The following is a 12330-nucleotide window of genomic DNA, read 5'->3' on the forward strand; positions in this document are numbered from 1 at the left end:
CCACGCCTTGGGCGCCGTCACCGGTCGTCTCCGGCCGCCCTCGCGCTCACCGCGAGCCGGCTGCCGCCGAACCGTCGATGCCGATTTGATCTTGTTTGAACCGGCGGCGTCGGGGCGGGCGGGAAATTGTCGTACCCCTCTTCTAGGTTTTCGCGCATGGTTACCGCGGCTTACTCCTACCTCGGTTCGTCGACTCTGGACGACGGCCTGACCTTGCAGACCTCCGGCGGCCCGGCCGCTCATCCCCGTTTCTTCACCGGCTTCCTGACCTCGCCCGGCGCCGCGGCGACCGGCCTGCTGGCCGTGGCCGAGGTCGCCCGCACGCGCTATTTCCGTCCGCTGCCCCCGGCCAGCCTCGACCCGGTGGTCACGGCCGGCTCGGACCGGCTGCGCTTCGAGTCGTTCTCCGGCTGCTGCGGGGTCTACGCGCGGCTCGACGTGCTCCCCGGCGGGCTGGACGGCGAGATCATCGCCCACGGCACCACCAATGTCGACGTCAACCTGCCGCTGCAGCGGGCGCTGACCCGGGTCGGCCGCTCCGATCCGATGCACGTCGCGGTCGGCCCGGACGACCTGACGGTGACGACGTTCGACGGCCCGCTGGTGGAGAAGAAGGTGCCGCTGCCGTCCCGCTGGCTGCGCGGTTTCGCCGAGGCCCAGGTGCTCACCGCCCGCTTCGACCCGCGCGCCGAGATCGGCGTCGCCGAGGCCCGCGCCCTGTTCAACCGGCTGCCGGCCACCGACAAGTCGATCCTCTGGGCCGTCCCGGCCGGCCGAACGCTGCGTTTCACGTCCCGGCCGGCGCCGGGCGCGGTCTGCCTTCCCGGCGCCGGGCGGCTGGCGGCCTTGAAACCCTTCCTTCGGTACGCGACGGGCCTGCGCGTCTTCGGCCCGGCCGTGGCCGCCGGCAGCCAGCCGGTGGCCAGCACCTGGGAGCTGAGCATGCCGACCCTGCGGTTGTCGCTGACGCTGTCGCCGGAGGCCTATCGCGGGTTCTCCGGCGAGGGCGCGGTCCTGGAGTCCCTCGCCACCGACGAGGTGGCCGACGACGCCGACCTGGTCAGCGCCCTGCTCTCGTGGGATCCGACGATCGACGTGGACTCGCTGGCCACCGCCTCGGGGCTGGACGCGGCCCGGGTCCGCGACGCGCTCACCCAGCTCGGCACGGCCGGCCGGGTGGGCTACGACGTCGCCGAGGCCGGCTATTTCCACCGCACGCTGCCCTACGCGGCGGACGCCGTCGAGAAGATGAACCCCCGCCTGGCCGGCGCCCGCGCGCTGATCAGCGCCGGCGCGGTGACCCCGGGCGACGAGGTGTCGGTGGTGGTCAGCGGCGACGAGACCTATCACGTCCGTCACGAGTCGCAGTCCTGCACCTGCCCGTGGTGGGCCAAACACCGCGGCGGGCGCGGCCCGTGCAAACACGTCCTCGCAGTCCGGATGGCCCGCGCCGGCGAGACCGCCGAGACGATCGCGAAGGCCGAGGCGTCGGCATGATCCTGACCTGGGACGACCTGCACGCCCGGGCCCGGAACGAGGGCCTGCCGGGCATCGTCAAGCGGCTGGCCGCCGCCACCGAGGAACAACGCCTGGCGCTCGCGCCGGAGGTCGAGACCACGATCAAGGGCCTGGACCGCAACGAGTGGTGGCGCGCGTCGAAGAATCCGAACCCCGGCTACGCGCTGGTCGTCATCGGCTGCATGCCGACCGCCGCCCGGGCCGCCGCGCTGCTGCAGCGCACCAGCATGCAGACCTGGGCCCAGGTCGGTCCGGCCCGGTTCCTGGAGGTCGCCCGCCTGCGCGAGCTGCCCTGGCTGGGCGACCTGGGCGTGCGGCTCGCCCAGAAGCTGCCGATCCGGGATGCCGACGACGAGCTCTGGCCGATCGTGTCCGCCCTGCTGAACGAGGGTGACGCCGAGCCCCCGGTCACCGAGGGCGTGGTCCGCGCCTGGCTGGATCATCTGCTCCGGCCGCCGTTCCGGCACCGGGGCGCGGTCGCGCCGCTCAGCATCCGGCTCCGGGAGGACCCGCACCGGGACACGCTGCTGCCGGGACTGTTCGAGTTCAACGGGCTCGGCACCGACCTGGCCGCCCTGTCGTGGGACGCGTCCAACAAGGAGTGGGACTCCACCCCGGCCATGCCCAAGGTCATCGCGCACCTGGTCGGCGAGGGCACCCTCGAACGCAAGGCGATCCTGGACCTGACCGTCGACCGGCTGCTGCGCGGCGGCAAGCCCAACGAGCTGCGCCCGTTCACGCTCCTGCACGACGCGCTGGCACCCGACGAGGACGAGCTGACCGCGCACGCGCTGGATTACGCGCGCCTGCTCCCCGACGCGCCGGGCGCGGTCGCCACGGTCGCGCAGAAGGCGCTGCGCGCGGTCGACGACGCCGGCCGCCTGGAGCTGGAGACCCTGCTCGACACCAGCGGGCCCACCCTCGTCCGCAAGGAGAAGACACTGGTCAAGGCCCAGCTGGCCTGGCTCGAAAAAGTAGCCCGCCGGGAGCCCGCGCGTGCCGGCGAGGTGCTGGAGACGGTCGCCGCCGCGTTCGGCCACCCCGCGCTCGACGTCCAGGAACGCGCGCTGACCCTGATCGGCAAGCAGGTCGCCCGGCTCGACCCGGACACCCTGACCCGGATCGCCGACGCATCCACCGGTCTCGCCGGTGACCTGCCGGCCCGGGCCGCCGAACTGTTCGGGACCTCCACCCCGGAGGCCGAGGAACAGATTCCGGAACTGCTGCCGGCCGCCCCGACGGCCGAGATGCCGCCGCCGATCGCGACCGCGCCCGAGCTCGCCGAGGAACTGGTCGCGCTCTGCCACGAGGAGACCGCGATCCGGTGGGAGCGGGTGCTGGCCGGGCTGGTCTCGGTCTACGCCACCGAGGGCGCGGAGGTCCTCGGGGCGGCCCTGCGCCCGGTGCTCGACCGGTACACCGGCGACTTCGGCGAGAACTCGTGGAACCGGACCGAGCCGCTGCTGCACCTGGGCGTCGCGATCCGGTCGGCCATCGGCCCGGACCTGCCCGCCAACGCGCCGCGCACCGGCACCGGCAGCTCGGCCAACCTGTGGGAGTGGCTGATCACCTCGGTGCGCACCGCTTGGCAGGGCGGACGCCGCGGCGGCAACGACTCGGCGCTCGCGGCCACCCCCGACGGTGTTCTCGGGCTCCGGGTCGCCGAGACCGCGACCCAGCTGACCCGGACGATGGTTCCGCTGATCATGGCGACGCCGACCCACGTGACCGGCAGCATCGACCCGGCGGTCCTGCTGGAACGGCTGCGCCGGGCCGAGGCCGAGGGCTGGCAGCCGTGGCCGGTCGACTTCGAGCAGGCCCTGCTGCGGCTGCCGCGGGAAGCCGACCCCGCGGTCACCGCCGGGGCCGCCGGGCTGACCTCACCGGCCGGTCGCCAGTTCGCCGCATGGCTGAGCGGGGGCGGCCTGCCCGACCCGGTCAGCCGACGTTTCGAACAGGCGCCGGACACCAAAGGCCGGGACTACTGGGCGCCCAGCCTGCGCCGGGTCGTGGCCATCCTGGAACCGGCCCGCGACGGAGGTCTGCGCCTCGAACGCCAACTGCTCACGGTCGTACCGAGCGTGCACCCGGAGGGCTATCCGAGCGACTTCCACGACACCGGCGACGTGGTCGCGATGGTCCTGCCACACCACCGGGAGGCGGTCGCGGCCTGGGTCCTGCCCGAACTGGCCGCGCTGGCCGACCAGGAACAGCGCGAAGGCTCGGCGGTGCTGCCGCTGCTCGCCGAGAGCTCCGGCCCGGTCGGGCCGGCCCTGTCCTACGGCGTCGCCTACGGGCTCGGCGCCCGCCACCAGGAGAACCGGGTCGCCGCCGTCGACGCGTTCCTCACCCTGGCCGCCCGGCCGGAACCGTTCGCGGCGGCCGTCGGGGCCGCCCTGGGCGACCTCGGCGCCGACGGCGTCCTCAAGCTGTCCCGCGTCGGCCCGGCCCTGGCCGAGATCCACCGCGCGGGCGGGTCGGTCGCGTTGTGGGAAGTGCTGGTCACGGCCCTGCCCAGCCTGCTGGCGGCGGCGCCGCACGGGCTGCCCGACGTGCTGGAGCTGGCCACGCAGGTAGCCCGGGCGGTCCACGCCCGGAGCGAGATCGCGGGGTTGGGCGAGGTCGCGGGCCGGGCCGGCTCGACCCGGCTGGTGAAGGAGGCGAAGCGTCTGCAGACGGTGCTGACTCACTGATCCCGAGCGTCCGGGCCGGGCGGCAGACCAGGCCGGGCCTGGCTTACGCGGCGCGCTGAGCGGGGGCCGGGCTTGCGCGGCACGCTGAGCCGGGCCACGCCGGGCCGGGCTTGCGCGGCACGCTGAGCCGGGCCACGCCGGGCCGGGCTTGCGCGGCACGCTGAGCGGGGCCCGGGCCGGGCGGCAGACCAGGCCGGGCCTGGCTTATGCGGCGCGCTATGCGGGAGCCCGGGCCGAGACGAGCCGAACCGGGCCTGGCCTGCGGTGATGGCCTCCGGCCAGGTGGTCGTGGTTGTCCACACTGGCGGGTTGTCCACAGGGTCGCTGGCGGGAGCAGCGCTCGCCGACGACAATTCGAGCCGTGGAGGTGGCCCCCCTTGGGAGCGGCGGGTCCCCTCCACGAGTCGATCTTGGGGGTGGCTCGATCTTGGGGTCAGCCGGCGATCAAGGACTCGGAGACCGTCCAGAGGTGGGCGGCGGCTTCCGGGTCGAGGGCGTGGGCGGCCACGCCGGTCCGGGTGCCGGGCACGTTCGGGGCGGCCTCGTTGCAGTCCTCGAAGTAGCGGCCGCCGACGCCGTCCAGCAGTGGGGACGCCGCGAGCAGGACCGACGTGGCGGCGCCCTGCTCGGTGGTCTTCCACTGCGGGGCGGCACCGCCGGAGGCCTTGCGGATGCGGTCCAGCTCCTCGTCGGAGACGTACCGCTGCAGGTTGGTGCGGATGCCGCCGGGCATCAGCGCGTTCGTGTGGATGCCGGCGTCGGCCCAGCGGCGGGTGGCTTCGACGGCGAACAGGACGTTCGCGGTTTTGGCCTGGCCGTAGGCGAGCCACGGGTCGTACGCCCGGTTGTCGAACATCAGGTCGTCGAAGATCACCGCGGAGCGCAGGTGGGCGCTGGAGCTGACCGAGACGATCCGGGCGCCGCCGGCCGCTTCGAGCGCGCCCAGCAGGCCGGTGGCCAGGGCGAAGTGCCCGAGGTGGTTGGTGGCGAACTGCAGCTCCCAGCCCTTGTCGGTGCGGGTCAGCGGGGAGGCCATCACACCGGCGTTGTTGATCAGGACGTGCAGCGGCCCGTCCCACCCGGCGGCGAACGCGCGGACCGAGCCGAGGTCGGCCAGGTCGAGCCGGGCCACGAAGATCTGCTTGTTGCCGGTGGTCGCGGTGAGGTCGGCGGCGGTGCGCTCGCCGGCCTCGGAGTCGCGGACGGCCAGGGTGATCTCGGCTCCGGCGCCGGCCAGGGCGCGGGCGGTTTCGACGCCGATGCCGGAGGCGCCGCCGGTGACGACGATGCGCTTGCCGGTCAGGTCGATGCCGGCGACGACTTCGGCCGCGGTCGACGTCGCGCCGAACGGCGTGGTGATGCGTGTGGTGTCCGTCATGATCGTTGCTCCCGATCCGAACTAAGCTCAAACGGAGGTTCCTCCGCTACCGCCGACAGTAATCGGAGGTTCCTCCGTTTACCAATGTCCGCCTCGCCACACCGGCCGCCGGGAACAAACACGGCGCGGGAAGAACGGGAACCAACGCAGGCGGAAGAACGAGGCGCACGCGGGCGGGAGAAACAGGAACGCACGCGAGCGGGAAGAATCGAAGCCGAGGAAAGGGGCCCGGATGGCCGAGCGGGTACTGCGGGCCGACGCCCGGCGCAATCGGGAACGGCTGCTCGAAGTCGCGGTGAAGGCGTTCTCCGAGGACGGTCCGGACGCGCCGCTGGAGTCGATCGCGAAGACGGCCGGGGTCGGGATCGGCACGCTCTACCGGCACTTCCCGACGCGGGACGCGCTGGTCGAGGCCGCCTACCGCAACGAGCTGGACCGGCTCTGCGCGGCCGTGCCCGGATTGATCGACGACCTCGCGCCGGAGCGGGCGTTGCGCCGTTGGATGGACCTGTTCGTCGACTACATGGTGACCAAGCGCGGCATGGCCGACGCGTTGCGGGCGGTGATCGCGTCCGGCGGCAATCCGTACGCGCACAGCCGGGACATGCTGCTCACCGCGGTCGGGCGGCTGCTCGATGCGGGGGTGCGGGCGGGCACGATCCGCGATGACGTGCCGGCCGAGGACGTGCTCGCCGGGTTGAGCGGGATCACCCTGACGATCAGCGACCCGGCCCGCCGCGAACAGGCGCTGCGCCTGCTCGACCTGTTGCTGGACGGCCTCCGCCCGCGCCCGGCGAGCTGAGCCAACACGCGGGCGAGCCACGACTCCCGTGCCGGGGACCGGGCACCGCCCGTACGCGCAAATAAGAATTTTGATGGGAAAACGGAAACGCCGCCCGGGTGGGGGACCCGGACGGCGCTTCCTCAGGGGGAGGGTTGAAGATCAGCCGAGCTTCACGTTGAAGATCGGGTTGGCGGCCAGCCTGCGGAAAGCGGCGAGCGAGGCCGAGGAGCTGTTGATGCTGATGTCGCGGTCGCCCTGGTCGTCGTGCTTGGTGTCGAAGTGCACGATCGCCTTGATCGCCGGGCGCCGCTTGAGCTGGTCGACGACGCTGTTGTAGACGAACGACTTGTCGGCGACGCGGCCCACCCGGTGGTAGGCGCCCCACTCGGCGATCATGACGGGCTTGCCGGCGTGCTTGGTGGTCGCCCAGTCGTACCAGCCCTGCGCGCCGCCCTTGGCCTTGCGGTCCAGCAGCGAGGCGAAGGTGCCGTAGTGGTAGCCCTTCTCCACCGAGACGTACGAGTCCAGACCCATCCAGTCGACGACGTCGTCACCGGGGTAGAGGTCCTTCCACCAGGACTGCGCCATCCACTTCTCGTTGCCCATGTAGGCGACGACGTTGATCACGTTCGACACGCCCTGGGCGCGCAGGCGCAGGATCGTGTGGCGGTACATCGCCGCGAAGTCCTTGGCCTGCATGCCCGAGCCGGCGCGCGGGATCACGTCGTTCTCCGGCTCGTGGTTCAGGACCAGGAAGAACTTCTTCCCGTACGCCTTGGCCCGCGCCGCGAACGCATCGATCCGCCGGTCCTGCTGACCCGCGGCGACGGCCGCCCACGTCGTGCCGTACGCGATCTTCCAGTTCTCCAGCAGCACACGCGGGTGCGCGGTGTCCTGGGTCATCGCGATCTCGGCCCTGGTCGGGAACGGCTCGTTGCCCTTGTGGTACTGGTGAAAGATCGTCGCGGTCCGGCCGCTGGCGCTCTCCCAGGTCTTCAGCGCCTGGTCACGCGGCGCGCTGGTGAATCCACCAGCAGCCCCACCCCAGAGAACGCCACAGGTCGGGACCAGCTTGGCGCCGGTCCGGCAACCCGCGTCGGCAGCCTGCGTAGCGGCCTGTGCCGGCGTCCCCGTCACTACACCGGCGAAGCCGGCGGCGAGAGCGGTGATCGTCAGTACGGTCTTGCGCAGCGTCGACTTCAAAATCAAATACCCCCCGGTTTGTCCAGCGGTGTTGCCCGCCGGGCATGGGAAAGAGATTCCAGGGCGACGGGTGCACGCCAAGTGCCCGTGCCGGTGCGGAAAGGTTGCGGACGTCCGGGCTCGCGGACGCCGGCTTTCCGGGCCGGGAGCAGCGGGACGGCGCGGGCGCTTGCTTCCGGGGCGCGCCGGGAGTAGCCAGGACAAATGTGGATCTTCGACGGGCACAATGACCTGGCCATGCGGCTGCGCGAGTCGTTCGGATCGCGCGTGACCGGACTCGACCGGGACCAGCCGGGCCTGCAGACCGACCTGCCCCGGCTGCGCGCGGGCGGGGTCGGCGCCCAGTTCTGGTCCGTCTACGTGCCGTCGGCGCTGCCCGAACCGGAGGCGGTCACGCACACCATGGAGCAGATCGACGTGGTCCACCGACTGATCGCCGAGTACCCGGACGCGCTCGAAGCCGCCTGCACGGCCGACGACGTCGAGCGGATCGTCGCCGCCGGCCGCGTCGCGTCACTGATCGGCATCGAGGGCGGCCACTGCCTGGCCCGCTCCCCCGGCGTACTGCGGGCGTTCGCGCGGCTCGGCGTCCGCTACGTCACGCTCACCCACAACCATCACACGGCCTGGGCCGATTCGGCCGCCGCGCCGCCGTCCGTTCACGGCCTGACGGCCGAAGGGCTTGCTTTGGTACGGGAGATGCAGCGCATCGGCGTGCTCGTCGACCTGTCCCACGTCGCCACCGAGACGATGCACGCCGCGCTCGACGAGGCCGCCGCACCGGTGATCTTCAGCCACTCGGGCGCGCGGGCGGTCACCGATCACCCGCGCAACGTGCCCGACGACGTGCTCGAACGGGTCCCGGCCAACGGCGGGGTGGTGCAGATCCCGTTCGTCGCGTACTTCGTCTCGACCGCCGCGCTGGAGTGGTACCACGCCATGGAAGCCGAGTGGGAACGCCTCGGCCTGCCCCCGATCGAGCACGACTGGCCGCGCGGCCCGCGCGCCGGAGAGGACTCGCCGCCGGAATCGCGGACGGCCGACCACGCGTCCGAACCGGCATTCCAGCCGTGGCTCGAAGCGAACCCCCGCCCGGACGCCACCATCGCCGACGTCGCCGACCACGTCGAACACGCCCGAGCCGTGGCCGGGGTCGACCATGTCGGTCTTGGCGGCGACTTCGACGGAACCTCGGACCTGCCGGTGGGGCTGACCGACGTGGCCGGCTACCCGAACCTGTTCGCGGAACTGCAGGCCCGGGGCTGGTCGGACAGCGACCTGCGCAAACTGGCGCATCGCAACGTGCTGCGGGTGATGCGCGAGACCGAGCAGCACGCGACCTCGCCGCTGTGGCCGGCGACCGGTTCCGCTCCCACGGCGGCGACGTCACCGTCGTCCTCGCCGTCGCCGGACGCGGCTCTCACCCGCGGCGACGCCTAATCGCCCTCGTCCCCATCGTCTCGCACGGCGACGTCAGCCACGCTCATCGCCGTCGCCGGACCCGGCCTCGCCTGCGGCGACGGCCAGTCGCACTTTGTCGCCTTCGTCAGGCGCGGCCTTTCCGCGGCGACGGTCGGGGTCGCGTTCGGGGGTTCCCGCCCGCAAGGCATGAACGTTACTTTGGGTGACAAGCCTGGGCGACGTGCGTTCGCCGCCGCCCAGGGCGCCGGCCCGGGACGAGGGCCGGAAAAGCGCGGATCCGCCGGAGCCCGGCAGCTGGGTTCGGATGCCGGGGTGCCGACGGATCGGGCGGCCGGTTGCCGTAAAACTTCTTGGGTTGAACGACAACTGCCGGATGTTCCACGGCGTGAACCGCATGAACATGGAGATCATACGGTTTGTTTCCGGATAACGCAGCAGCCAGGTGATCCAAATCGCCGGGGCTTGCGCCGGACCCGGGTCAGAGATTAGCGCCGCGCCGCTCGTGGGGTGAACGCGGGTGCGTCACCCCACTCAGGCCACACAGAAAGTCACTCTGAGTTAACCTTTCGGCGGCTTCTCCGTCTCCTCCGGCTTGGTCGCCTTCGGGGTCACGGACGCACCGTTGGATCGCTCCGGTCCGGGCTGCACCGGGATCTCCGACGCCGTCGGAGCGGCCGGCGTGACCGGGCCGTCGTCATCCGCGGCCTCCGGCGCCGGCTTGGCACTCGCCCGCTCCGCAACCGCGGGCGACGGGTCGACACCGGCCGCGGAGTCGGTGCCGGCCGGAGGTTCGGGCGCCGCCGGTGACGGTTCGGCGCTGGCGGCGGGCGCGGAGTCGGCGCTGGTGGGGGGTTCCGCGGCGGGCGGGATGGTCGTTTCGGGGCGGGACTCCGGCCGTACAAAATCGGCGTTTTTCAGGGTTTTTGTGGGGTTTTCCGGGGGGAGGCCGGTGCCGATCGCGGCATAGACCGCCGGCTGGCTGCGGCGCAGGCGGCGGCCCCACCAGACGCCGAGGAGGTAGACCGCGAGGAAGGCGAGCGGCGGCAGCCAGACCTTGATCGGATTGTCCGAGTCGAGGAGGTCGCCGAAGAAAGCGACCGAGAGCAGCAGCATCAGGACCAGGAAGACCGCGGAGATCCACGGGGCGACCGCGCGGCGCCACGTCGTCTCGCCGTGGGTGTCGCGGCGGAAGAAGCGGACGACCGCGATCGAGGCGATCGTCATCAGGGCCAGAACGCCGAGGCCGCCGGAGACCGTGCCGAAGAAGAACAGGTCGGTGGTCGGGTTGAGGACCAGCGCCGCAAAGATCAACAGCACGACGACGGTGAGGCCGGACTGGCTCATCGAGGCGGCGACCGGCACGTCGTCGCGGGTGCGGGCCAGCGCCGGCGGGAGGACGCCCTCGCGGGCGACGGTCAGCGCATACCGCGCGACGGTGTGGTGGAAGGCCAGCATCGCGGCGAACAGGCTGGTCGCGAAGAAGATGCGGCCGAGGTCGACGAGCGCGGTCGGCAGGTACGGATCCGGGAGGACGAAGAAGAGATCGTTGAGGTACTGCGCGGCGACGTCGATGATCCGATTCGGGCCGGCGACGACGGACATCGCCCAGGCCGAGCCGCCGTAGACGATCGCGGCGACGCCGAGCGTCATGAAGATCGCCCGAGCCACCGTGCGTCGCGGATCGCGCGCCTCGGCCGCGTAGACCAGCGGGGACTCGAAACCGACCATGCCGGCGACCGCGCCGACCAGCAGCGACACCCCGCCCGCACTGGCGATCAGCCCCGGGTTCAGCGTGGTGAACGTGATCGGGCCGTTGTCAGCCGGATGTCCGACCATGACCGCGTCGAAAATCAGCACGATCAGCACTTCAGCGCAGACCAGGACGGTCAGGATACGAGCGTTGAAATCGATCTGCCGCAGGCCCAGATAGCTGATCAGGGCCCAGCCGAGCAGCGCCCAGACGATCCACGACATCTTCAACCCGAAGATCGCCGCGGCGTTGTGGGCGGCCACACCGAAGGCACCGTAGAGGCCGATCTGCATCGCGTTGTAGGCCAGCAGCGCGATGAACGCCGTGCCGACACCGGCGGGTCTGGTCAGACCCTTGGCCGCGTACGCATAGAAGGCGCCACTGTTCGGCACGTGCCGGGCCATCGCCGTCAGGCCGACCGTGAAGATCGCCAGAACGACGGCGACCAGCACGTATGCGACCGGGATACCCTTCTCTTTCACCTCCCCGTAGCCGAGGGGAAGCGCCCCGGCGACCACGGTCAGTGGCGTCATCGCGGAAACCGCGATGACGAACACGGACCACGTGCCGAGTTTGCGCGAGTTCTGCTCGGTGAGCCCCGCTTGCGACACGGCGCCTCCTGTCCACAGCGGATCAGTGCCAGACGCCGAAGATATCGAAGTTAACTGATCTTGGGGCGGCTTGTTTCCCGGCGGCCCCGCGCGAGTAGATTCGTCGGTATGCCCATCGGCCCGCAGCCGCACGGCCGCCGCGGCACCGTGGAGGAGCCGTACACCCCGCTGAATCTCCGACTCGTTCTGGCCGCTTTCGGCCTGGTGGTCTGCGTCGGCCTGTCGATCCTGCTGTTCCGGATGGGGTGGACCGTGCCCGGCTGGCTGCTGGCCGGGTGGGCGGTGGTCGCGCTGGTGGACATCGTGGTGATCCAGTTCCGACGGCGGGCGCGAGCCCGGGCCGAGGGTGGGGATCACTCGCTCTTCGAGTGACGCCTGGGGTCTGGTCGGGGCGGGCATTCCTAGGGTTGATGTGGTCGTCGGCGAGCTGCCTTCCATTTCATTGCCCACCTGTCCGGCGATCCGGCGATCCGGCGATCCGGCGCGAGATTCATGCCGCGAAAACTGCCTCCGCCCCCTCGAAGAGTCAGACAGATCCATTTTGGCATGATCATCTACTGACATAGTTGCGCTGGGGCTTGCGATAATTTAGCCATGGGGCAGTTGTCATTGTTCGGTCGGGCGGAAACGGCCGCGATGCGTGATCGGACACGGGCGCGGAACTATTCTGCCGAGGCTGAAGAATTTCGCCGCGAGCACCAGATCCGCCGGAATTGGGGGCTGAAGCGCCGCCACGCCGAGAAGCTGCGCCGCCTGCGCGAGAGTGGTTGCGCCAGGCCGACCTACACCGAAAATGCCCGCGTGCACCCTGACACCGCCCTTACGCAGCCTGCTGCCCGGGCGTTGCGCGGCGAGTCCTTGGTCTCACAAACTGCAGGTCCGGCTCAACGGCCCGCGGTGTCACAACCCGACCCTTCGGCTGAGCCGCTTACCGCGTCGCCGCCTGCTTCTTCGAAGGCGCGGCCTGCTCT

The 12330-nt window shown here is 71.4% G+C and carries 9 protein-coding genes; 5 read left to right on the plus strand and 4 right to left on the minus strand.

All coding sequences use genetic code 11. The annotated features are described in order from the left end of the window. Positions 1–156 precede the first annotated feature (156 nt). On the plus strand, positions 157–1497 hold the full coding sequence (locus ACSHV8_RS27140) for an SWIM zinc finger family protein (protein ID WP_436519970.1): 1341 nt from the start codon (positions 157–159) through the stop codon (positions 1495–1497). After that, complete coding sequence (locus ACSHV8_RS27145; protein ID WP_436519972.1) at positions 1494–4211, plus strand: DUF7824 domain-containing protein; 2718 nt, start codon at positions 1494–1496, stop codon at positions 4209–4211. The genes ACSHV8_RS27140 and ACSHV8_RS27145 overlap by 4 nt, the downstream gene beginning before the upstream one ends. A gap of 433 nt (positions 4212–4644) precedes the next feature. Here the strand turns inward: ACSHV8_RS27145 and ACSHV8_RS27150 are convergent, their stop codons facing one another. Continuing rightward, entirely contained in the window at positions 4645–5589 is a 945-nt protein-coding gene (locus tag ACSHV8_RS27150; protein ID WP_436519974.1) for an SDR family NAD(P)-dependent oxidoreductase, read from the minus strand. A gap of 232 nt (positions 5590–5821) precedes the next feature. On the opposite strand from ACSHV8_RS27150, the gene ACSHV8_RS27155 reads away from it, so the two are divergent. Then, entirely contained in the window at positions 5822–6391 is a 570-nt protein-coding gene (locus ACSHV8_RS27155; RefSeq protein WP_436519976.1) for a TetR/AcrR family transcriptional regulator, read from the plus strand. 141 nt (positions 6392–6532) lie between these two features. Here the strand turns inward: ACSHV8_RS27155 and ACSHV8_RS27160 are convergent, their stop codons facing one another. Then, positions 6533–7576, minus strand: coding sequence for a glycoside hydrolase family 26 protein (locus tag ACSHV8_RS27160; protein WP_436519978.1), 1044 nt, complete (start codon positions 7574–7576; stop codon positions 6533–6535). 204 nt (positions 7577–7780) lie between these two features. On the opposite strand from ACSHV8_RS27160, the gene ACSHV8_RS27165 reads away from it, so the two are divergent. Beyond that, positions 7781–9016 carry a dipeptidase gene (locus tag ACSHV8_RS27165; protein ID WP_436519980.1) on the plus strand — a complete coding sequence of 412 codons (1236 nt, stop codon included), beginning with the start codon at positions 7781–7783 and terminating at the stop codon, positions 9014–9016. 33 nt (positions 9017–9049) lie between these two features. Here the strand turns inward: ACSHV8_RS27165 and ACSHV8_RS27170 are convergent, their stop codons facing one another. Continuing rightward, on the minus strand, positions 9050–9409 hold the full coding sequence (locus ACSHV8_RS27170; RefSeq protein WP_436519982.1) for a hypothetical protein: 360 nt from the start codon (positions 9407–9409) through the stop codon (positions 9050–9052). A 147-nt stretch (positions 9410–9556) separates the two neighbouring features. Beyond that, the gene (locus tag ACSHV8_RS27175) at positions 9557–11359 is read right to left on the minus strand and encodes an APC family permease (RefSeq protein ID WP_436519984.1); all 1803 of its coding nucleotides are present in this window, start codon (positions 11357–11359) and stop codon (positions 9557–9559) included. 108 nt (positions 11360–11467) lie between these two features. Here ACSHV8_RS27175 and ACSHV8_RS27180 point away from each other — a divergent pair, with 108 nt between their 5' ends. Beyond that, on the plus strand, positions 11468–11731 hold the full coding sequence (locus ACSHV8_RS27180; protein ID WP_436519985.1) for a hypothetical protein: 264 nt from the start codon (positions 11468–11470) through the stop codon (positions 11729–11731). Positions 11732–12330 lie beyond the last annotated feature (599 nt).

Origin of the sequence: Actinoplanes sp. HUAS TT8 (assembly GCF_051380535.1) — a bacterium.
Classification (GTDB): Bacteria; Actinomycetota; Actinomycetes; order Mycobacteriales; family Micromonosporaceae; genus Actinoplanes.

Excerpts from the sequence above, each read along its gene's own strand:
- ACSHV8_RS27145 (WP_436519972.1), top strand. The coding sequence starts at position 1,494 with ATGATCCTGACCTGGGACGACCTGCACGCCCGGGCCCGGAACGAGGGC.
- ACSHV8_RS27170 (WP_436519982.1), bottom strand. The coding sequence starts at position 9,409 with ATGATCTCCATGTTCATGCGGTTCACGCCGTGGAACATCCGGCAGTTG.
- ACSHV8_RS27155 (WP_436519976.1), top strand. The coding sequence starts at position 5,822 with ATGGCCGAGCGGGTACTGCGGGCCGACGCCCGGCGCAATCGGGAACGG.
- ACSHV8_RS27165 (WP_436519980.1), top strand. The coding sequence starts at position 7,781 with ATGTGGATCTTCGACGGGCACAATGACCTGGCCATGCGGCTGCGCGAG.
- ACSHV8_RS27140 (WP_436519970.1), top strand. The coding sequence starts at position 157 with ATGGTTACCGCGGCTTACTCCTACCTCGGTTCGTCGACTCTGGACGAC.
- ACSHV8_RS27150 (WP_436519974.1), bottom strand. The coding sequence starts at position 5,589 with ATGACGGACACCACACGCATCACCACGCCGTTCGGCGCGACGTCGACC.
- ACSHV8_RS27180 (WP_436519985.1), top strand. The coding sequence starts at position 11,468 with ATGCCCATCGGCCCGCAGCCGCACGGCCGCCGCGGCACCGTGGAGGAG.